The sequence below is a fragment of the Bacillus cereus genome (assembly GCF_002564555.1).
GTDB lineage: Bacteria > Bacillota > Bacilli > Bacillales > Bacillaceae_G > Bacillus_A > Bacillus_A cereus_K.
In genome coordinates this window covers 110,851-131,189 of record NZ_NUVD01000015.1, presented here as the reverse complement: position 1 = coordinate 131,189, position 20,339 = coordinate 110,851, and the positions used below count along the sequence as shown (strand labels likewise).

Genomic DNA, 20,339 nt, shown 5'->3' with positions numbered 1-20,339 from the left:
CTAACATAGGAGGATTTTATTTATAGTTGGATAATGTTTTAAATATGAATAGCTTCTACTAAATGAATAGGAGATGAAAGGTATGCCCTTAAAAAACTATGGTGTGTTAAAAGGTACAGTTGTACAATCTAAAATTGGAAAAGGGAAAACACCTCATTATCAAGTTCATTTACAAGGCGAAGCAGGAGTAGACTATCGCATTGCAATTAACGTAAAGTCGCAAAGTTATCCGTCAGAAGTTTTATATTTTGCGAGTAATAATATTCAGTCAGAGGCGATTCATATTTTACCAACATTACCGCTTGGTTTTACAGAAGTGAAAAATAATGAGCCGAAAGTCGCTTTAGATTATGTAAGAGGAAATTTATTTGACTCAAATCAAATGATGCCTTTACCTGCTGAAAAAGCAGGCGTTGATAATGATTTAAATGAAAAAATAGAGCGGTATATAAAACGAGCGATAGAAGAAAAAGCGATTCTTTACGCGTTTGGTGAAAGGTGGGGACCAGAAGGAAATATACCCGATTCTTACTTTCATTTCAAACCAGGCAACGGTATACACGATATTCACATGAATCAAGGAAATGTAGAGAAATGGCAAGGTGATAATGGTATATGGCAAGGTGATAATGGTATATGGCAAGACGGGGGAATACTCATTCACTTTGAGAAGGAAGAAGAATGGATTGGTATCTTCCTTGCATTCCAGTCACAGTCATGGTGTACCGATGAAGAGGGACATGCTCGTATTCCGGTTGAGAATTGTGATTATAAGAGGAATAACTAATGAGAAAAGGGCGTTCACAACGAACGCCCTCTTCTCATCTTATAAAACCCAAAACTAACAAGTGTAGAAATACATGAGAACAGCAACGCCACACTAGAAAATGCAATGAGATACATATTATATTTCATAACCTGTCCAATTAGCAGATTACTGTCGTACTGAAAAAGCCCTGCTATGATGTTGAATAAAGATAATACGATAAACATTACGATGACACCGTCTATTGATCCTTTAATGTCTGGCTTACTTAAAGCAATATGTGCGGAAATGCAAATAGCGATAAATAAAAATAACCAAAATGAAGGATTCAATAAATTACTCATTGTAAACAAGCTTTTTAATAAAAAGAATGTTGATAAAAACATGTTTTGGATCATGTCTAAGTTAATAGAAGTCGATGCAACTGTTGTTTCGAGAGTTGTATTAAATAAAGAATAGGATTCTGGTACGAAATAGCGCATTAAAAGGATTAATGCAGTAATACCAGAAATAATAGGGCCAATTCCAATGAAGAAATTCCCGATTCGTTGATATATGCTTTTTTGATTGTATTGATGTTGTACGTAACCTAAAGCGCCCTGACTTGTATCCGTTGGGAAGAATTGCGTCGCTACAATTTTATGACGGAATAATAAACACATAAGCGCATGCCCAAGTTCATGAATAGGAACACCGATCCATGCAGTTAGAAGGAATCCTCTTCTTCCGAAAGCCCTCGACCAATACATTCTTGTTAGTGATTCTAAATAACCTAATAGTAATCCGATTACAATGATGACCCCAATTAAAGAGAGTAATTGGATCACACTTGTAAGGAGTATTTGAAAAATAGAGTTTACAAATTCCACTGTCTTCATCCAATCTATTAAAAATGTTATTTTCTCTGTTTCATAATAACATTATTTTTCTAGATTGCTAGTCTCTATATTTTCCTTCAAAAGGAGGATTTCATAATCTTTTTCTTGTAGTCATGTTTTATGTACAAAGTCATATATTGAATTTGTAACACCCTATCAGGTATATGCTTAAGGAGGGATGAGAGCATGAAATGTCCGGCTTGTAATATGGAGAATGCAGCAGAGGCAAAGTTTTGCGGGAATTGTGGACATTCGTTAACGGAAGAAGCGGTGGCAAGTGGTGCACAGGAAGAAGGACAGCAACAAGTGCGCGTAGCACAAGTAAAGGAAACGCGTCCGAATGAAACGGTAGAGCAAGCGAAACGATTTGCGAGTGGCTATTTTCAGTTTTTTACACATGCTTTAAAAGCACCGACAGCGATTATGAAAAGTGGCAATATTGAAGTGCGAAATGGAATTGTAAGTCTTGTTCTTATTTGTTTTTTAGGAGCATGTATTTTTTATAGAATGATGAGTACTGCAGCAGCTGTTACGAGAACATTTGCACCAGATATAACTACTCCTACTTTCTTTGGAGAATCTGTAAAAGTCTTTTTCTTTTTATTAATTTTAACGTTATTTGTCGGATTTATTATTTTTGTAAGTGGTAAGATGATGAAATCATCTTTTTCTTTTCTTGAAGCATTCGGCATATGGGGAACGATAGCGACTCCAGTTATTGCTATATTAGTTCTTTCTTTTCTATTTAGTTTCTTACTGATCTTTTTTCTACCAATATTATTAGGGGTGGCTACAACGTATATGTCAATTAGTATCATCGTAGCTATATTAAAACTAGATAGCGGTGGATTAGATCCTGTTTACACTCTTCTTATCGCAAATGTTTTAATCGGAATCGCAACATGGATTGTACTTTGGTCTTACATTAATACGATAATTCAAACTATTACTGGAGGATTTACGGGCTTCTAAGAAAAAGGTGGTTGAATGGATGAGTGTATGTACAAAGTGCGGTACTCAATTTGAAGACGATGTGCAATTTTGTCAAAACTGCGGTAAGAAGAGGGAAAGTCCTGTAATAAAGAAAAAAATGAGCAGTGGTACAACAATTGGTCTTACATTTTTTGCAATATTTATTATAGCGATAGTTGGACTGTATTTGTACGGATCATCGTATTACACGCAGGTGGCACAAGTAGACCGGATGATTACGATTTTACAAGAGCGGGACGGGGAGAAGTTAGCTGAGATCATCACGGCAGATGATCCATCGGTGATTGTAACGAGAGAGAGTTTAATGCCTCTATTTTCGTATATAAAAGAAAATCCATCTTACGTGAATGAATTGAAAGAATATTTGAGGCAAGGTGAAAAACAAGGGGATGGAATAGAAAGAGCAGATTTTTCTTTAACGAAAGATGGGAAGTATTTCTTTATATTTGATCGGTATAAATTGAAAGCGAAGACGTACTATACAACCTTACTTACAAATGAAAAAGGCACATCTTTAAAAATGAACGGAAAAGAAATTGATAAGACAGATGACAAAAAGTTTGAGAAGCAATATGGACCGTTTCTTCCGGGAACTCAAGTATTTCAATCAGAGTTTAAAAATGAATATGTAAAACTATCACGCGAGGAAAAGGTTGTACTTATGAAACAAAGCCAAAATAATGTAACGATAGATTTAACAATGCAAGGGCAATATATTACAGTCCAAACGAATGCACCTGGTGCGACATTGTACGTGAATCAAAAGCCAGTTACAGCGCTGGCTGGAGAAGAAATTACGTGGGGACCGATAGCGACTGATGGAAGTGCGGCGATTTATTTAGAACGAAATGGAGAAAGTGGACGGGAAACGACGAAAGTAGAAACGGTAACGGCACTTTCGACTTATAATCTTCCATTTCAAAAGAAAAGTGCAGAAAAAACAGTTGTTTACAATGTTGCTCCGCCGCCTGTGACTGGGTATGTATATAATGGTTTCATCTTTCCGGATAGTGATATTCGAAAATTAACGAGTTCAGATTTAAGATATTTATCGAAAGAGCAGTTGAAAATTGCTAGAAATGAAATATACGCAAGACATGGACATATGTTTCAAACGAAAGATATGCAAGCGTATTTTTCAAAACAGTCTTGGTACAGAGAAAATCCGTATTTTACAGGAGCATTAACGGATATTGAATCTTATAATGTTGAACTGATCAAATCAAGAGAATAGAATGCGTGAAAAAGGTACAGTGCATAACTGTACCCTTTTTTATGGTTTTTTATCCGAACCAGGATCGCTTGAGAAAAAGATGTGAAAGAGAAATGTGACTTTACTTGCTCCTCCTGATGTACTAGCTAGCACATCGGATAAAGAACTAGACGTTAAAGCAGCTTCAGAATGAGGGGGGACGATTTTTTTAAGAGGATTATCTGATTCTGATGATACAGTAACAGTTATTGTATCATCAGAAAAGTTCACAATTTTAACAGTACCGACTGGGAAGATGGACTTACCAGCGTGTGATACAGAAGCGAAGCGAGTGGCTTTCCAAATAGTTTGAGAGAAAGCGTCATCGTCAGATAACCAAGCGCGAGCACTGTATAAAATGGCATTAACGGTAAATTCCTGTTCAAGCGCGATGGCGGTTTTGGGTTCTTTCGGTTCCTCTGGAAACTGAGCGAGAAGGCCGGCGCACATGTATGTTTCACCTACTTTCAATAGTTGCTGTTATAGCATATTAAACATCTTGTTTATAAGACACGACGCTTACCTATTCATGCATAGTCTTGTGCATGAAATTTGTAGATGAAATTATCTTTCTTTACAATGGAGGTAGGTGTTATTTCTGTAAAATATGGAAATCGTAAAGAGTATGTAAAACAGAAGGAGTGGTAAAGTGAACTATGTCATTATTGGCGGAGATGCAGCTGGTATGAGTGCAGCAATGCAAATTGTTAGAAACGATGAAACTGCAAATGTTGTGACGTTAGAAAAAGGTGAAATCTATTCATACGCTCAGTGCGGTTTGCCTTATGTCATTAGCGGTGCGATTGCTTCAACTGAAAAACTAATCGCGAGGAATGTGAAGACATTTCGAGATAAATATGGAATTGATGCGAAAGTACGTCATGAAGTAACAAAAGTGGATACGGAAAAGAAAATTGTGTATGCAGTACATACGAAGACGAAAGATGTTTTTGAATTTTCGTATGACCGTTTATTAATTGCGACTGGTGTACGTCCTGTAATGCCAGATTGGGAAGGGAAAGATTTACAAGGTGTTCATCTTTTAAAAACAATTCCAGATGCAGAGCGCATATTAAAAACGTTAGAAACGAATAAAGTTGAAGATGTAACCATTATTGGCGGCGGTGCGATCGGACTGGAGATGGCAGAGACATTCGTCGAACTTGGTAAGAAAGTTCGAATGATTGAGAGAAATGATCATATCGGTACGATTTATGATGCGGATATGGCGAAGTATATACATAAAGAAGCAGATAAACATCATATTGAAATTGTAACAAATGAAAATGTAAAAGCGTTTATCGGAAAAGAGCGAGTAGAACAAATTGAAACGGATAAAGGTACATATAAAGCGGATCTTGTTTTAGTATCTGTCGGAGTAAAACCAAATACTGATTTTCTTGAAGGAACCAGTATACGTACAAATTATAAAGGGGCAATCGAAGTAAATGCATATATGCAAACGAATGTGCAAGATGTATATGCCGCGGGTGATTGCGCAACACATTATCATGTTATAAAGGAAATTCATGATCATATCCCGCTCGGAACGACCGCAAATAAACAAGGGCGACTTGCTGGACTCAATATGGTTGATAAACGAAGAGCATTTAAAGGTACGTTAGGTACAGGCATCATTAAATTTATGGACCTTACATTAGCGAGAACAGGATTAAATGAAAAAGAAGCGAGCGGATTAAATATTCCGTATAAAACAGTGAAAATAGATTCAACAAATATCGCAGGCTATTACCCAAGTGCTACACCACTTTACTTGAAATTACTATATCATTCCGATACGAAACAATTATTGGGCGGACAAGTAATGGGAGAAGAAGGCGTAGATAAACGTATTGATGTGATCGCAATGGCGCTTTTCAATAAAATGAGCATTCACGATTTAGAAGATGTCGACTTAAGTTACGCACCACCATATAACAGCGTGTGGGATCCAATTCAGCAAGCGGCAAGGCGAGCGGAATAGCACTTTTTTAAGTGCTATTTTTGTGTAAAGGGAAGTAATCTTTTTTACCGAATAATAAAGTGGGAGAAAGTATATAGCGAGCTAAAAATTGAATTTGACGAACAAAAACAGCTAATTGATGATGAAGAATGCCTCGTTCAAACGTTTAAAATATAATGAAATAGGTGTTCCTAATATATTACTTTGAAATTTAACTTTATTTTGAATATATCGTTCACACTTGAAAACATAGTACTTATCGCTTATATTTTCATATAGTATTTATTTTTTTAATAAAGCGATGAACGAACCAGGGGGCGCAGTATGGCAATTAATATGAAAACAATCGAGGAATGGATTGCTGAATCAAATGCAAGACATGAAGAAGACTTTGGACACGTTGTTGAAGAGATGAAAGAAGTATGTGTCGGACTTGATAATGCGACATTAATTTATACGAAAAATGTATTTTGTTTCGGTAAAAAAGTAGAAGTATTGTTCTTCTTCCAAGACCATGTCGTTATCGGACAAGAGAAAGAAGAATATATCGAAGTTGAAAAATTAAAGTATAGTGATATAACAAATAGTAACTTAAAAACAAATGATCGAAATACAACGTTAGAGTTAAAGTTTGCTAACGGTAAATCTATCAATTTAGATAGTTTAAATGATAACTACGGTACGAAAAATTGGTTGTTTGCAAGACAAATTAAGAGTATCTTTAAATTAATCTAGTAAAAAAGCAGACCTTGAAGGGTCTGCTTTTTTACTTATTTCCGATTACACAAAGGCAACCTCTTTCTTCGTAACATTTCACGCTTGTAAATCCTGTCTTATAAAAGAGGGTTACTAATTCTTCGTTCGTTTTAAATTTCTCCATATGATATTGAATTTTGAAAGTTTCAGCCACTAATAAAAAGGATCCATTCGGTTTTAAGACGCGAAATACTTCTTGTATATCATGTTTAACATCAGGCCAAAAGTAGTGTGTTTGAAAAGCGGTAATGAGATCAAAGAAGTCCGTATGATATGGAATAGAGGAGACACTTGCTTGCTGAATGATTACTTTCTCTGTTTTTATATCTTGCATATTCGCTTTCTTTGAGTTTTCAACAGCTTGATTGGAGTAATCAATCCCATATATTTTCCCAAGTGGGGTTTGTTTTGAAAGAGTATGTATTGCCTTGCCACCACCACAGCCGATATCTAATATGAATGCATCTGTCTTTATATGTACTTTTTGCAATGCCCAATTTATTAATCTCGTATGTGCAGCGTTCATAATACAAAGCATGGAGGAACCGATTGTCCCACGAGGATTTTTCGCTTGCTGAATTAATCGTTGTAAAATGCTCAAGTTAAACTCTCCTTTTATGTAAGAATATATACTCATTTCGCTTTTTATAAATTAAGTCCTTTAAAAAAGCACGCCGTCTACCGGCGTGCTTCTAATTATGCAAAGCCCCTTTTAACCAATTTCGCGCCCGATACGCCCCAACAGGAACTTGAATGAGCGACGTTTCATTTCCGGTATCTATCCCGTACAATTGATCACATGAATTTGTATCAAAACTTAGTAACGGATGCCCGCCCATCCCCATAGCTGTAGCAGCGAAAACAAGTTTATGAACGAGTATACCAGCTTCCATTTGGTGAATGCGGTATCCTCTATAGCCTAATGCACGTGTATAGTAATCTTTCTTGCCGACTACATGTAAGCAAAGCGGTACTTGAAAAAGGTTTACGTTATCCATCGTCATACTAGACTGAAGGGGATAACGAAGGTCTCCATGCCGAATTGGCTTTATGGAATGTGTTCTACTGTTATAAGCGTAAGCACCGTTTTCTATGTCTTTGACGTTATAAAAACATCCATATAATGAAACCCTTGCGTTTTCGTTTATATGATTTCCATCAAGGTCGTTGTAATAAGGGAAGGAGAGGCTCGTTTCTTGTAGTAAAGTAGCGAGCCCCGCTGCATCCCATCTTGTTAAAGTAAAGTCAGCTTCAGGTGAATATCGTTTTTTACAAAGATGGAAAAAATCATACGACAAACGTTCTACATTCGGTAGCTGTACAGCGTGAGTGGTATGTGGATAGTATTCTTCATGAGCGAATGTTTGGAAGTGTTCTGTCGATTCGATCATAGAAGCTGTGTTTATTTTTGCTATCATCGGATATTCACCCATATGCTTTGAGCGAACGAAATGTTCATGTGCTAACGGTGGAATTTGCTGCAGTAAGTCATGAGAAGTAACAGATTTATTTTCACGGTGATCGTCATGAAACCAATCTGTATGCGGTTCTATACTTAAAGGAATAACTGCATACACACTTTCTTCGCCTTCTGATAGTCCAAGTAAATGATTCATGGCACGGTCTAAAAACTGGAAATATACCCCATTTGTGTAACCGAATTGTTTTGCACACTCAAGTAATTGTCCGATGAGAACACCGCTATCTAATCCTTGAAGACGATATGAAAAATTATTGTATTTAAAGAAGTTTTTCCAAAACATAGTAGATACAAATGCAGCGCCAAAACAAGAATGTAAGTTACAGCGATTGCCGAGTGCTTCTGTAAGGTAAGAATCGAAATTTCCTTCGCGAAGTAAGATAAGCCGGTGATGCGCGGCATCGTAATGGTAAATACCGTCTGGATATTGATCAATCTTTAAATATATATACAATTCATTCGGATATAAAGCGCCGCCAGAAGGGATAGACCTTCGGAATAAAATTCTCTCGCTATTTAGCTGACATAATTGGGTTAAACCAAATGAGTACCAAAGGTAATGCCCAATTTCATCCAAAGTAGGTGTAGTAGAAGAGTTCGGCAAAGGTGATGGGATTTCTAAAGAGAGAGGGATGACAGGTAAATTTCGATATAATTTATAAGGGAGCGGCGCGTCTTCCCAGTTTACCTCATGATTCGGCATAATTTCATCAATAGAGAAATGGAGATGATGTAAAAAAGTATCTAGCTGCATGAAATCCCTCCTTTACTATGGAAACGGATGCGGATGTGGATTTAATCTTTCATTCGTTAAAGGTGCGTTCGTATATCCAAGTGTCATTGGTACGGTATATACTCTATCCAGTCCTGTAACCCGAGTGAGACGATGACCGAATGTCATCGGCAGCATACCTGGAATAATGACTTTTACACAATGTAATCCGTTCTTTTCTATAAGCGGAACGGTTTGATCTACAACGATTACTTCGAGTCCAGATTGATGTAATCTGTTTAAAAGTTGATGAAGATCGGATGTCAAATCCATATCAAATGATTGTAATGGATTCATGTCTTGGAACGTTTGCAGGGGAGCATCGTTATGCAAAAGAAAGTGAAGACGTTCTTCCGCCTCTTTCAATCCGTACAACATACTATGGTCTCCCATTTGCCTAACGAGATAAGGATCTTGTAAACAGTTTTCATAGTGCTCTCTTTTTTGATCGAGCTCATCGTCTGTTATTAGTAACATACCGGCTATTTCGTGAATGGCACTTTTTAGAGCGCGGATTGGGTCTAAATGAGCGCCTCCTGCACAAACAACGTTCATTCCGTTTTCACGCGTATTTTTTGCAATTACCCATAAGCTCGGGATACCGTGTTCCATCGTCGCATTAAAAGCGTGTAATTCATACCCGGTAATCGTGTGTAACCGCTGGATCATTAATTGCAATTCCGTATCATTTGCTGAACTCAGATCAAGGCGGGGAAGAGGTAATTCGGCATACCAAGTGAGCAAAAAGGCGTCACGCTCTACAATTTCTAAAATGCCGTGAAAAATTGCTTCTTCTAAACTACCACCAATCGCACATCCATTTGATGTTTCATATACGAAAGCATCTCGATGACCGAGACTATAATAAGCGATTGATTCTGGAACTAAAAGTGGCCGGTTTTGTGATAAAGAATAGCCCCATACCCAGTTTTGCTTATAATCAGGATCAAATGGTTTAAATGGAACACTATCATGATTATAGTGTTCATTTGTATGTACACCGAGTGTAAGAGGATTTAGTGCATGCTCCTCTAAATCATGGAAACTACCATGCACATTTGTCTTTTTTCCGCGAGGTGACATACCGCAATACCGTTCTAAACCTTCTAAAATAGCAGTTGCTTCACTTAGTGCAAATGAATGAGTTCGGCCCGCAACACCTTCATTTCCGAACATTAAGGGCATGTTTATAATGACGTCAGCAAATGGTAATAAAGAATGCTGCATTTTTCCGTTCAAAATACCGACCCGATAATCTAAATAGTCTCTCGTTAAAAATGTGTTTAGTTCATGAATGGAACGGCAGCGATACGTTTCATTACTTGTTTTTAAGCTCGGTTGTAAAGAAAGCTCTGCTGCATCGGCCGTATCATCAGGTAAATTACTACATACAGGACAGAGGGGATCTGGAAGAAAAGAGTGCCGAGTACATTGTAACGTTTGTAAGTTTAGTAAAATAAGTTCACTTGCTAGAGAAGAATGGTTATGAGTTAATATCTTCTCTGTTTCTGCACAAATAAGATGACACATTTGCAGAATGCCATTTTGGGTGGCGCGTACATCACGCCTCGTCACGTTATCTGCTTTTAACGCATATTTCCGCTGTAGTTCCCACATTTCTTGTTGATCAAAGCCAGCTATAAAACGGCGTCCGTCAGAGCAGTGGGAACAGCCAGTTGCAAGTGAATGAATGTAAGGGCCGATAATACCTTCACCAAATGAAGTAAACCCGCGAAACCACGGAATATGATTCGAACGAAAGATAAGCTCAGCATCATGATGAATAGTAGAAGGAGAGCCGTCATGTAATACGAGAGCGATTTGAATGTTTTCAGGGAGTTCTTCCGTAATAGTATGTTGGCGAATGATAGAATATTGTTCGCATAATTGACCATGTACATAGTCTGCAAGTAGGCCATCTCCTATAAGCAGTATATTTTGAGTCATAGACTGTCCTCCTTTGCAATTATTATCCCATACACACCATCTAAGTTTTCTTTCAAAAATGATTCAATAGCTAAGTCAAAAACGAATGGGTAAAAATTATGTTCTGCTAATTGTTGCAAGGCAAGCTGTAATGATTGCACACCTGGACTTGCTTCATCCGCTTGTATTTCTACTCTAAAAGAATCCGTGTCATACAAAATAATAGCTGACTCATTCAAAATATTAGCCCTGTAAGGAGTCTCTTCATTTTGAATGTGGAACAGTGATAGTTGTAGTGCGTTTCGTAACGCTAACGTCATATTGATATTAGATGCGCCATACCATCTATCATTTACACCGACCCAAACGACAGGAAAACTGAGAATCTCTTCACTCATTGCTATTTTAGGTGTTTCATGGATTGTAGAGAGGGCATCGTAATAAAACCTACAATGTTGATCATGAATTTCGGTTACGTCAATTGTTGTAATTTCTTCTAGCATATGTGACTGCCGCTCATACAGTTTATTGTTTAAATGTTGTTGTAGTGCCCGGTATACACCTTCTGTCATCGTTTCTCCGGCGCCGATACCGATATCGTTATGTTCAGGAATAAGGCGGTGAATGATTTCTGCTACATATGTTTCAATTCCTGTTAAACCAGCTTCACGGCGCGCTTCATTATGTGTCAATCCACCGCAAGTCATAAGGGGTAGGAGAGAAGAAGGGCCATCTGATAGTGGAGTAGCTACTTGAACATTGCATTGTGATAAAGGTAATTGATATAAATCTTGTTCATCCCACACATGGAATATACCAGCTTCTTTAGAAGTTAATGAGTCGAAAAAACGGAATAATTCAGTTGAAGTATGTTGGCTGGACCGATGCTCAAGTTGTTCGGAAAGGTTTTCTACTGTATCAATTGTAAAACTTTCATCAGTTGCAAGAGGATGCTTTATAAAAGGGTGCCATGTCCCCTCGAGTGTTTCACAGTTTAATAAAAAAAATTGTGGTTCCTTTTCTCGATAGGAATCATCAGCAACATGTTTAAATAATTCGAAAACGATTACATTTGCTAACATTGCGCCTGTAATTGGTGAGAAAGGTGCTGATGGATTTTCATTTTGTAAAGTAGTTTCATGTAGCCGATGCCAAGCTGATTCCCAGCATTCTTCACGATCAACTGTTACGACAGGGCCAGCTAAACCGAATGTTGATAAACAAATGGCAGGTATGAAGTTCTTTCCTGTTTCTCTACAAATCGTGTGAACTGTTCTTAAGCTTTCAATGTCTCCATTTTGAGAAACGTATAAAATCCAGTCGAAAGGTTCGAATACTTCATGCAGAGGGCGGTCAACTGTAGTATTGATTTCTTGAATCAGTACATTGTCATCAACTTCATATGCACGTTCTATTAACTCATGAATTCGGTTATAATTTGTTTCCATATGATCTGTAACGAGATAATGAAATGTAGGTAATCCGGATTCGAGTAAAGAAGAAACTAAGGAAGTAAGCATATCCCCAGAACCAATTATAAGGACATTTGCCGTGCGGTACGTTTCAAATTTTAAAGCGCCCGAATGAGAATCAGCCTCTAAAAACTCAATTTGTGAAGCGTACCTATCGAGTAAGGCACTGTTTAATTCATGAGGTGCATCTTGACTTACATCACGGACAAAACCATTCTCATATAAAATCTCTCCAATTTCAAACACACGATTTTGATAGGGGAGAGGGAGACCGTCGGTTATTTCTGCTAAAGAATGATTACCGTTAAACATCGGCATTAATTTTTCAATCCAGTTATAAATTCCATCACCGTCCATACGAAATGAACTGGCGTTATTTCGAAAATAGACACCCCCGTTTGAATCGGGAAGGAAGAAAGTATCCTTATTTGCTTTAAGTTTTGCATGAGCTGGAAGGTTATTCATTTTAATCCTCCTTACGTTTTAGGCATACGTTATTAGCTTATGTCACGACATTTGTCCCGTATGAACGCAATACAAAAAGGCTATAGAATAATTTATTCTACAGCCTTTAATAGATTTATAATCTATCAACCTTCTAATAATAATGATTTTGGATCTTCAAGCATGTCTTTAACAGCAACAAGGAAGCTAACTGCTTCTTTACCATCAACAATACGGTGATCGTAAGATAGTGCAAGGTACATCATCGGACGGTTTTCCATACGCTCGTTATCGATTGCAACTGGGCGTACTTGGATTTTATGCATTCCTAGAATACCTACTTGTGGGCTATTTAGGATTGGTGTTGACATTAGAGAACCGAATACACCACCGTTTGTAATTGTAAATGTACCACCTTGTAGTTCTTTTAATGAAAGTTTGTTATCGCGTGCTTTCATACCTAAATTACGAATTTCGCTTTCGATTTCAGCGAAGTTTAATTGGTTAGCATCGCGTACAACTGGAACAACTAATCCATCTGGAGCAGCTACTGCAATACCGATATCATAGAATTTTTTAATGATAAGCTCGTCACCTTGAATTTCAGCATTTAATAATGGGAATTGTTTTAATGCTGCAACAACTGCTTTTGTGAAGAATGACATGAAACCAAGACGTACATCATGTTTTTTCTCGAAAGCATCTTTACGCTCTTTACGTAATTCCATGATTGCACTCATATCAACTTCGTTAAATGTTGTTAACATTGCAGACGTTTGTTGAACTTCTACAAGACGTTTTGCAATTGTTTGACGGCGGCGGGACATTTTCACGCGCTCAACTGGTTTATCGAATTCAGTTTTTGCAACTGTAGCAGGAGCTGGACTCTTTGGAGCAGCTGGTGCTTCTTTTGGTGCTGTAGCATGAGCTTGTACATCATGTGGTCTCACGCGTCCAAGTGGATCTGTGCTACGTACGTCGTTTAAGTCGATTCCTAATTCACGAGCCATTTTTCTAGCAGCTGGTGATGCGATAGGACGGTTTGTATTTGGTAAACCTTGTAGAGTCGTAGTTTGTTCAGCACTTGGAGCTGCAGCTTTCGGTGCTTCAGCTGTTTCTTGTTTTGGTTGCTCAGCAGCTGGAGCAGGTGTACTTACTGCAACTGGTGCGCCATTCACATCTAAAATTGCGATAGTTGCGCCAACTTCAACTGTATCCCCAGGTTCGCCTAGTAATTTCGATACAATACCTGAATCTTCTGCAATGATTTCTACATTGACTTTATCAGTTTCAAGCTCAACAACGCTGCCACCTTTCTCGACTTTGTCGCCCACGTTGATAAGCCATTGTGAAATAGTTCCTTCGGTAATAGATTCTGCAAGCTCAGGTACTTTAATTTCGATCATTTTAAATGTCCTCCCCTTATTTGCCTAACGGTGTGTTTTGTCTTCTTTAATCTTCGGTAATCTCCATTTGTTAGCTCGACTTGGGCAGAATATCTGCCCAAGTCGAGCCGGAAAAATTCATTGTTATTTTCAGTTGCTGTAAACTTCGATTTCTTGTTTATCTTGACGGAAGTTATACTTCACATCTAAAGCATGTGCCACAATTAGTTCTTGCTCAGCTTTGTGAGCGAATGGATCGCCACCAGATGGGCTAGAACGATCTGGGCGTCCAATGTAACCTGTTTTCACTTTATCTCCAGCTAGTTCGAACAGAATTGGAGCCATGTAATGCCATGCGCCCATATTACGAGGCTCTTCTTGAACCCAAATGATTTCTTCTAAGTTTTTAAAGCGTTTAATAATAGATTGAACTTTCTCAGCAGGGAATGGGTACAATTGTTCAATACGAACGACATGAACTTCATCTAAGTTGTACTCATGTTTACCAGACTCAATTTCTGCTGCTAAGTCAATCGCCATTTTACCTGTACTTAAAACAAGACGTTTTACTTTGTTAGGTTTCATGCCAAGGTTTTCTTGTTCTAAAGCAGGTTGGAAACGTCCTTCGCTTAACTGACTAGCAGTTGAAAGCGTAAGTGGGTGACGTAATAAACTCTTCGGCGTCATAAGTACTAATGGTCGAACAGCTTCTGTTCCTAAGATAGATGCTTGACGACGTAAGAGATGGAAGTATTGTGCCGCGCTCGTTAAGTTTGCAACTGTCCAGTTGTTCTCAGCAGCTAACTGTAAGAAACGTTCAGGACGTGCACTAGAATGCTCTGGTCCTTGACCTTCATAACCGTGTGGTAATAGAAGAACTAGACCTGATTTTTGACCCCATTTTGCTCTTCCTGCTGAAACATATTGATCAAATAATGCTTGCGCAGTATTTGAGAAGTCACCATATTGCGCTTCCCACATAACAAGAGTTTCTGGAGCGAATACGTTATAACCATATTCATAACCAACAACTGCAGCTTCAGATAACGGACTGTTATGAACAGAGAATGAAGCGTTTATGTTTGGTAAGCGATGTAATGGTGAATATGTTTCGTTTGTATCCGTATCGTGTAATACGATATGGCGATGCGCGAATGTACCACGCTGTGAATCTTGACCAGTTAAACGAATTGGCGTACCTTCTTGTAAAATAGAAGCGAATGCTAACGACTCAGCAAGTGCCCATTCAATTTTACCGTTCTCTTCAAGAGCATCTTTACGGCGCTCAAGAATTTTCTTCACTTTCGGATATACGTTAAAGCCTTCTGGCCAAGATAATAGACCTTCATTAATTGCACGAAGTGAGTCAATCTCAACACCAGTATCAATTGGCTGTATGCCTCTTGCAACAACATCTGGAACTTTAACGTGAATTGTTGCAGCACTCGTATCAGCAGGTGGCACTTGTGCGTATTCAGCTTTTAGTTCCTCTTGTATAAACTGAGTAATTGTTTCAACCTCATCTGCATTTAAAACGCCAGCAGTTTGCAATTGATCTGCATAAATCGCTCTTACAGTTGGGTGATTTTTAATTTTTTTGTACACTTGTGGTTGCGTAACTGCTGGGTCATCCATTTCGTTATGACCGTAGCGACGGTAACCGATTAAATCGATTAAGAAGTCTTTTTTGAACAATGTACGATATTGGATCGCAAGGTTAGCAGCAGCAAGACAAGCTTCAGGATCATCAGCGTTCACGTGAACAATCGGAATATCAAATCCTTTTGCAAGGTCACTTGAATATTTCGTAGAACGAGAGTCATAGCTATCAGTCGTAAAACCAACTGCATTGTTTGCGATAACGTGAATTGTTCCGCCCGTTTGATATGCATTCAATCTGCTTAAGTTGAGTGTCTCAGATACAATACCTTGACCAGGGAATGCAGCATCACCATGAACTAAAATTACGAATGATTTTGAAGTATCTTGTTCTGGAAGACCAGATTTTTTACGGTTCTCTTGAGCCGCACGTGCGAAACCTTCCACAACAGGATTAACGAACTCAAGATGACTTGGGTTATTTGCTAATGTAACACGAGTACTAACTTCTTCATTCCCAACGACTTGTTCTCTACCTAAATGGTATTTCACGTCGCCAGTCCAGCCAGCATTTGCCTTGACGCCATCTATTTTTGCATGTTTGAATTCAGCAAACATGTGACTATATGGTTTTTCTAGTACGTGTGCAAGTACGCTTAGACGCCCGCGGTGAGCCATACCAATCATGACATCTTCTACGCCGCCCTTGGCACCTTCTAGAACAATTTCATCTAGAACAGGTACAAGCATATCAACGCCCTCGATAGAGAAACGTTTTTGCCCAACGAATGTTTTATGCAAGAATTGCTCGAAACCTTCAACAGCTGTTAAACGTTTTAAAAGAGCAGTTCGTTTTTTATTTGATAATGGTTGACGCAATGAATTTGATTCCACCATTTGATGCAACCACTCGCGTTCTTCACTATCTTGTATATGAGAAAATTCATAAGCTAAAGATTGTGTATAAACGTCTTTTAATCTATGAATTACATCAAGTGCAGTGTGAATACCTTCTGGTGCATCGTGCCATACTGTTTTCGCTGGAATCGCTTTCAAATCAGCATCGCTCAGTTCGTTCATTGCTTTCTCAAGAAGAGATTGTCCATTTGCAGCATCTTCCATCGGATTGATGTGAGCCAACGTATGCCCGAAAGAACGAATCTGCTCAACAAGTTGAACGACTTTAAGAATCTTTTCAATGTTCCCTGTGTTTTGAGGAGAAAAATGTGTTGCTGTGTTGTCCCCTGTTACGACATCATCTTGAAACGAAGGAGCTCCAAAAATTTCAAAAAGCTCTTGTAATTCCGGATCAACAGAACCTGCTCCAGTTACGTAAAGATCATACTGCTCAATAACATAACCAAGATTCGGACCGTGGAACTTGGCCCAAGGGTTTGTCGTTGTATTCTTCCTCGTCATTTGTTTAAACCTCCCAATGCATATAATCCTTTTCCATACAAAAAGGTGCATTTTGCTCTTTTCAATAATTGATGAATCAATAATAAATGTTAAATGTTTTCTTTACTCTTATGTTATTACAATAATTTACATAATACCAAACACTATTACTTATCTGTTTTGTAAAAAAACATTCACAATAACTTATCACCCAAGTTAATCTTTCATGTTATAAAGTAATTTTACAGAAAAATAGGGTGGATATATTTGGTATACCTACATTAATAACTATAATTGTTGCATTTTAATATAAGTATAATAGTTAGAATGTTTCGATAAAAATAAATTAGAATTATGTATATTGAAATAATAAGCGCTTTCATTGATATTATACAACAATATAACGGAATATAGTATAAAAAATAAAAAATTATGAATTTATCGTAAACTTTATTTAGATAGTGTTAAATATTGAAAGGAAAATGAAGGATTTCTACAAAAAAAGTGGCTAAACATAAAAAATGCTTCATAAACCGTTAGTTTCTATAAATATGCCGAAAAATACCGTAAAACCAATAACGCATTTCACAGGGTAAAGCGGAGAATAAAATGTTTTCAAAGGATAAAACAAATATGGAGATATTAAATTTTGATAAAAGTGGGGAAGGGATATAGTAACGGATATATACATTGTTCCATGTTCCATTACAAAATAGACGTACTGAAATGGAAAAGTTTCTTCTATATAAATAGCGCAAAAAATAACCAGGATGAATGTAAAGGAACCTTGACGTAAAGTTTCCTTTACATATATACTCGTTATAAGGAAGGAGGTGGAAATTTCCTTGGAAAACAAAATGGTCGAATACAGAAAGAAATTTGGACTATCTCAAGAAAAATTGGCTGAGAAACTTGGGGTTTCCAGGCAAACTATCATTTCAATTGAAAAAGGGAAATACGATCCATCACTTCCGTTAGCATTTGAAATAGCGAAAACATTTCAGACAACGATAGAAAATGTATTTATCCCGCGTTAACGGGCAGTAAGACTCCCACCTCAAAATGTGGGTGGAGCAAAGAAGCTAGGTGGGAGATCAACTGCCCGTAAACGCCCGATTGGTTCAACTAATAATCAGTGGGGGATGAACAAAACCCCCACTGATTAAAGTTTCACTTTATTTATGAAGGAAAGGAAGAGGGGGAATAGGGATGAATTACTCACAAAAGTACTTTTTAATTATGGGAATTATTTTCTTTATTATGAGCGGAACTATGGTATTAGCAGGTATAATGACGCATTCGGCACCACCGGCTCCAACGTATACATTGCTTGCGATGATGATCATGTGTTTTTGCCTAAGCTATTTACACCCGCAATTTAAGGAAAAAGACGAGCGCATGAAACTCATTCGTTATAAAGGGATATTCTTCAGCTTTTTTGCGTTAACAGCTTATTATCTTCTTTTTTCTATTGGCTTAAACTTAAACGTAATTACACTATCTGCGGTTGAACTATTGAACATACTTATGGCACTTACAATGAGTACAGTCTTCATCTCATTTGTTGTTTTGGCGAAAAGATATTAAGATGTAAGAGAGAAAGGAAGATTAACATATGCAAATGATGTATGCTTTTGGGATAGGGCTTGTTTTATTTTTAGCCGTATTCTTATTTATTCGTAAAGACGTCCAAGGCGGGACATTGACGAAAAGAGGGTTTTATAAACTAATTGGATGTTTAGCCGTTATGTTTATAGCGATTATCGTCATGATCGTTTTAATAAATCAATCACTATAGAATTGAAAATGGAACCTTACTTCGGTAAGGTTTTTCTTTTTGAAAATAAAACAAAAATTACCATAAAAATCATTTACTATATATACCCTATATTATATAATCCAATAAAATAATAGATAAGGAGAATAGTATATGAATAAAAAAACTATCTTCTTTATAGGAATAAGTCTACTACTTATCGCTAGTATCACTTATATAATATGCAACAAACGGGAACAAGTGCCACCTATGTTAGTATGGGAGGGTCAAGAATACTACGTTACGGATGAACCTGCAAAAGCAGAAGAAGTTGGGCAAAGACTTGGCGAAGTAGCAAAGAAAATTGAAACAAGTAAAAAGCCTACTAAAAATAGTGAATCCAATACATTACAAGAGAAAACAGAAGTGTTTGCAACGATTGAGGAAGAAAAAGATGATCGCTCACCACTAATCATAAAGGAACCTTATAGTGAAGAATATAGAATAGTAAGGCCAATGTTAAAGCAAGTATTATAGAATGAAGAAACAATTATAAATTACTTGGATTGTGTTAGATAGTAAGGAACATCCCATACGGTTAATCTGTGCTACGGATACGGATTAAAACACAAAGAGCTTTGTAGAAATGCTACAAGGCTCTTTGTGTTTCTGGAAAGCATAGAAAACAAATCGTATAAATGTTATACTAAAAAATGTTTGTAATGTAAGTTTTATACTATTATATAGGGATGGCTTACTAGAAAAGAAAAGGTAAGAGGAGAATGAACGTGAAAAAGGTAAAGAAATTATTGCTGCTAATGATGGTAGTAGGATTAACAGTCGGTGTTTTAGCAGGATGCGCCAATCCGAAAGATACTGCTAAAGAATTTTTAACAGCGTTACAAAAAGGTGATGTAGAAAAGGCTCGTACATTTGTTGAAAGTGACAAAGAGTTTAGTAAACTAAATGAAAAAACAGATGATGCTGAAGCAAAAGAAATGCTAAGCGCAATTACGAAAAACTTTAAATTTGAAAAGTTAGAAGAAGTATCGAAAAAGGATGACAAAGCAGAAGTTAAAGTAAAAGTTACATCTGCCGATCTATCCGTTGCCGTAACAAAAGCAATGGGAGAAGTTATGCCAATGGCCTTCGCTAGTGCCTTTAGTGAAGATAAAGAGCAATCTGAAAAAGCAATCGAAAAAACAATGACATCAGCTATCGTCAAACACTTATCAGATAAAGAAGCAACAATGGCAACTCGCGAAGTTACATTGAACTTAAAGAAAGACAAAGATGGCGACTATAAAATCGTTGCTGATGACAACCTACAAGAAGTGTTGTTTGCGAATGCGAAGTCTTTGGAGAAGATGTTTGGTGGGAAGTAAGAACGAAGAGACACTTTTTTGAGTGTCCCTTCGTTTTTTATATAAATTAGTAAGTCTATATTGTTTCGTATGAAATGCTAAATATAGTATCAATGAAGATAAGTAGCTTTATAA

The 20,339-nt window shown here is 37.3% G+C and carries 18 protein-coding genes and 1 pseudogene; 11 read left to right on the top strand and 8 right to left on the bottom strand.

Going from position 1 to position 20,339, the window contains the following annotated elements; translation table 11 throughout:
• The first annotated feature begins 82 nt into the window (after window positions 1-82).
• A complete protein-coding gene (locus COI75_RS07655; RefSeq protein ID WP_098448269.1) occupies window positions 83-787 on the top strand; it encodes a DUF2278 family protein in 705 nt (234 codons plus the stop codon).
• Between the two features lie 14 nt (window positions 788-801).
• Here the strand turns inward: COI75_RS07655 and COI75_RS07650 are convergent, their stop codons facing one another.
• Window positions 802-1,635 (bottom strand): hypothetical protein, encoded by an 834-nt coding sequence (locus tag COI75_RS07650; RefSeq protein WP_000397505.1) that lies wholly within the window; start codon window positions 1,633-1,635, stop codon window positions 802-804.
• Between the two features lie 195 nt (window positions 1,636-1,830).
• Between COI75_RS07650 and COI75_RS07645 the strand changes: the two genes are divergently transcribed.
• Both COI75_RS07645 and COI75_RS07640 read left to right on the top strand, forming a co-directional pair.
• Window positions 1,831-2,616 (top strand): zinc ribbon domain-containing protein, encoded by a 786-nt coding sequence (locus COI75_RS07645; protein WP_000650076.1) that lies wholly within the window; start codon window positions 1,831-1,833, stop codon window positions 2,614-2,616.
• Window positions 2,617-2,635: 19 nt separating this feature from the next.
• Window positions 2,636-3,871, top strand: a complete 1,236-nt coding sequence (locus tag COI75_RS07640) for a TcaA 3rd/4th domain-containing protein (protein ID WP_000109696.1) — start codon at window positions 2,636-2,638, stop codon at window positions 3,869-3,871.
• Between the two features lie 39 nt (window positions 3,872-3,910).
• Here the strand turns inward: COI75_RS07640 and COI75_RS07635 are convergent, their stop codons facing one another.
• Window positions 3,911-4,339, bottom strand: coding sequence for a hypothetical protein (locus COI75_RS07635; protein WP_000332401.1), 429 nt, complete (start codon window positions 4,337-4,339; stop codon window positions 3,911-3,913).
• A 199-nt stretch (window positions 4,340-4,538) separates the two neighbouring features.
• On the opposite strand from COI75_RS07635, the gene COI75_RS07625 reads away from it, so the two are divergent.
• From COI75_RS07625 to COI75_RS07615, 3 genes and pseudogenes are all read left to right on the top strand, one after another.
• Entirely contained in the window at window positions 4,539-5,873 is a 1,335-nt protein-coding gene (locus COI75_RS07625) for an FAD-dependent oxidoreductase (RefSeq protein ID WP_001110253.1), read from the top strand.
• Window positions 5,874-5,933: 60 nt separating this feature from the next.
• Window positions 5,934-6,029 (top strand): annotated as a pseudogene (locus COI75_RS07620) (GNAT family N-acetyltransferase); the annotation flags it as partial.
• Between the two features lie 147 nt (window positions 6,030-6,176).
• The gene (locus COI75_RS07615) at window positions 6,177-6,587 is read left to right on the top strand and encodes a DUF3908 family protein (protein WP_000996784.1); all 411 of its coding nucleotides are present in this window, start codon (window positions 6,177-6,179) and stop codon (window positions 6,585-6,587) included.
• Window positions 6,588-6,618: 31 nt separating this feature from the next.
• Here the strand turns inward: COI75_RS07615 and COI75_RS07610 are convergent, their stop codons facing one another.
• From COI75_RS07610 to odhA, 6 genes are all read right to left on the bottom strand, one after another.
• Window positions 6,619-7,209 carry a class I SAM-dependent methyltransferase gene (locus COI75_RS07610; protein WP_000025736.1) on the bottom strand — a complete coding sequence of 197 codons (591 nt, stop codon included), beginning with the start codon at window positions 7,207-7,209 and terminating at the stop codon, window positions 6,619-6,621.
• Window positions 7,210-7,300: 91 nt separating this feature from the next.
• The gene (locus tag COI75_RS07605; protein ID WP_001175552.1) at window positions 7,301-8,842 is read right to left on the bottom strand and encodes a SagB family peptide dehydrogenase; all 1,542 of its coding nucleotides are present in this window, start codon (window positions 8,840-8,842) and stop codon (window positions 7,301-7,303) included.
• 15 nt (window positions 8,843-8,857) lie between these two features.
• The gene (locus tag COI75_RS07600) at window positions 8,858-10,807 is read right to left on the bottom strand and encodes a TOMM precursor leader peptide-binding protein (RefSeq protein WP_000192996.1); all 1,950 of its coding nucleotides are present in this window, start codon (window positions 10,805-10,807) and stop codon (window positions 8,858-8,860) included.
• On the bottom strand, window positions 10,804-12,723 hold the full coding sequence (locus COI75_RS07595; protein WP_001061538.1) for a putative thiazole-containing bacteriocin maturation protein: 1,920 nt from the start codon (window positions 12,721-12,723) through the stop codon (window positions 10,804-10,806). Before COI75_RS07595 ends, COI75_RS07600 begins: the two co-directional genes overlap by 4 nt.
• Window positions 12,724-12,848: 125 nt before the next feature.
• Window positions 12,849-14,108: a 2-oxoglutarate dehydrogenase complex dihydrolipoyllysine-residue succinyltransferase gene (odhB, locus tag COI75_RS07590; RefSeq protein WP_000569931.1), complete on the bottom strand. Its 1,260-nt coding sequence runs from the start codon at window positions 14,106-14,108 to the stop codon at window positions 12,849-12,851.
• A 129-nt stretch (window positions 14,109-14,237) separates the two neighbouring features.
• A complete protein-coding gene (gene odhA / locus COI75_RS07585; RefSeq protein WP_000197122.1) occupies window positions 14,238-17,105 on the bottom strand; it encodes a 2-oxoglutarate dehydrogenase E1 component in 2,868 nt (955 codons plus the stop codon).
• Between the two features lie 824 nt (window positions 17,106-17,929).
• Between odhA and COI75_RS07580 the strand changes: the two genes are divergently transcribed.
• The 5 genes from COI75_RS07580 (at window position 17,930) to COI75_RS07560 (ending at window position 20,225) form a co-directional block, all read left to right on the top strand.
• Window positions 17,930-18,121: a helix-turn-helix transcriptional regulator gene (locus COI75_RS07580; RefSeq protein WP_000428514.1), complete on the top strand. Its 192-nt coding sequence runs from the start codon at window positions 17,930-17,932 to the stop codon at window positions 18,119-18,121.
• Between the two features lie 172 nt (window positions 18,122-18,293).
• Complete coding sequence (locus COI75_RS07575; protein WP_001109890.1) at window positions 18,294-18,671, top strand: hypothetical protein; 378 nt, start codon at window positions 18,294-18,296, stop codon at window positions 18,669-18,671.
• A 28-nt stretch (window positions 18,672-18,699) separates the two neighbouring features.
• Window positions 18,700-18,882 (top strand): DUF3976 domain-containing protein, encoded by a 183-nt coding sequence (locus tag COI75_RS07570; protein WP_001178292.1) that lies wholly within the window; start codon window positions 18,700-18,702, stop codon window positions 18,880-18,882.
• Between the two features lie 132 nt (window positions 18,883-19,014).
• Window positions 19,015-19,377, top strand: coding sequence for a hypothetical protein (locus COI75_RS07565; protein WP_001036549.1), 363 nt, complete (start codon window positions 19,015-19,017; stop codon window positions 19,375-19,377).
• Between the two features lie 251 nt (window positions 19,378-19,628).
• Complete coding sequence (locus tag COI75_RS07560) at window positions 19,629-20,225, top strand: DUF4878 domain-containing protein (RefSeq protein WP_000756073.1); 597 nt, start codon at window positions 19,629-19,631, stop codon at window positions 20,223-20,225.
• Window positions 20,226-20,339 lie beyond the last annotated feature (114 nt).

Coding starts and splice junctions, on each gene's coding strand:
- COI75_RS07655 (WP_098448269.1), top strand. CDS start 83: ATGCCCTTAAAAAACTATGGTGTGTTAAAAGGTACAGTTGTACAATCT.
- COI75_RS07645 (WP_000650076.1), top strand. CDS start 1,831: ATGAAATGTCCGGCTTGTAATATGGAGAATGCAGCAGAGGCAAAGTTT.
- COI75_RS07640 (WP_000109696.1), top strand. CDS start 2,636: ATGAGTGTATGTACAAAGTGCGGTACTCAATTTGAAGACGATGTGCAA.
- COI75_RS07635 (WP_000332401.1), bottom strand. CDS start 4,339: ATGTGCGCCGGCCTTCTCGCTCAGTTTCCAGAGGAACCGAAAGAACCC.
- COI75_RS07615 (WP_000996784.1), top strand. CDS start 6,177: ATGGCAATTAATATGAAAACAATCGAGGAATGGATTGCTGAATCAAAT.
- COI75_RS07605 (WP_001175552.1), bottom strand. CDS start 8,842: ATGCAGCTAGATACTTTTTTACATCATCTCCATTTCTCTATTGATGAA.
- COI75_RS07600 (WP_000192996.1), bottom strand. CDS start 10,807: ATGACTCAAAATATACTGCTTATAGGAGATGGCCTACTTGCAGACTAT.
- COI75_RS07595 (WP_001061538.1), bottom strand. CDS start 12,723: ATGAATAACCTTCCAGCTCATGCAAAACTTAAAGCAAATAAGGATACT.
- odhB (WP_000569931.1), bottom strand. CDS start 14,108: ATGATCGAAATTAAAGTACCTGAGCTTGCAGAATCTATTACCGAAGGA.
- odhA (WP_000197122.1), bottom strand. CDS start 17,105: ATGACGAGGAAGAATACAACGACAAACCCTTGGGCCAAGTTCCACGGT.
- COI75_RS07575 (WP_001109890.1), top strand. CDS start 18,294: ATGAATTACTCACAAAAGTACTTTTTAATTATGGGAATTATTTTCTTT.
- COI75_RS07570 (WP_001178292.1), top strand. CDS start 18,700: ATGCAAATGATGTATGCTTTTGGGATAGGGCTTGTTTTATTTTTAGCC.
- COI75_RS07565 (WP_001036549.1), top strand. CDS start 19,015: ATGAATAAAAAAACTATCTTCTTTATAGGAATAAGTCTACTACTTATC.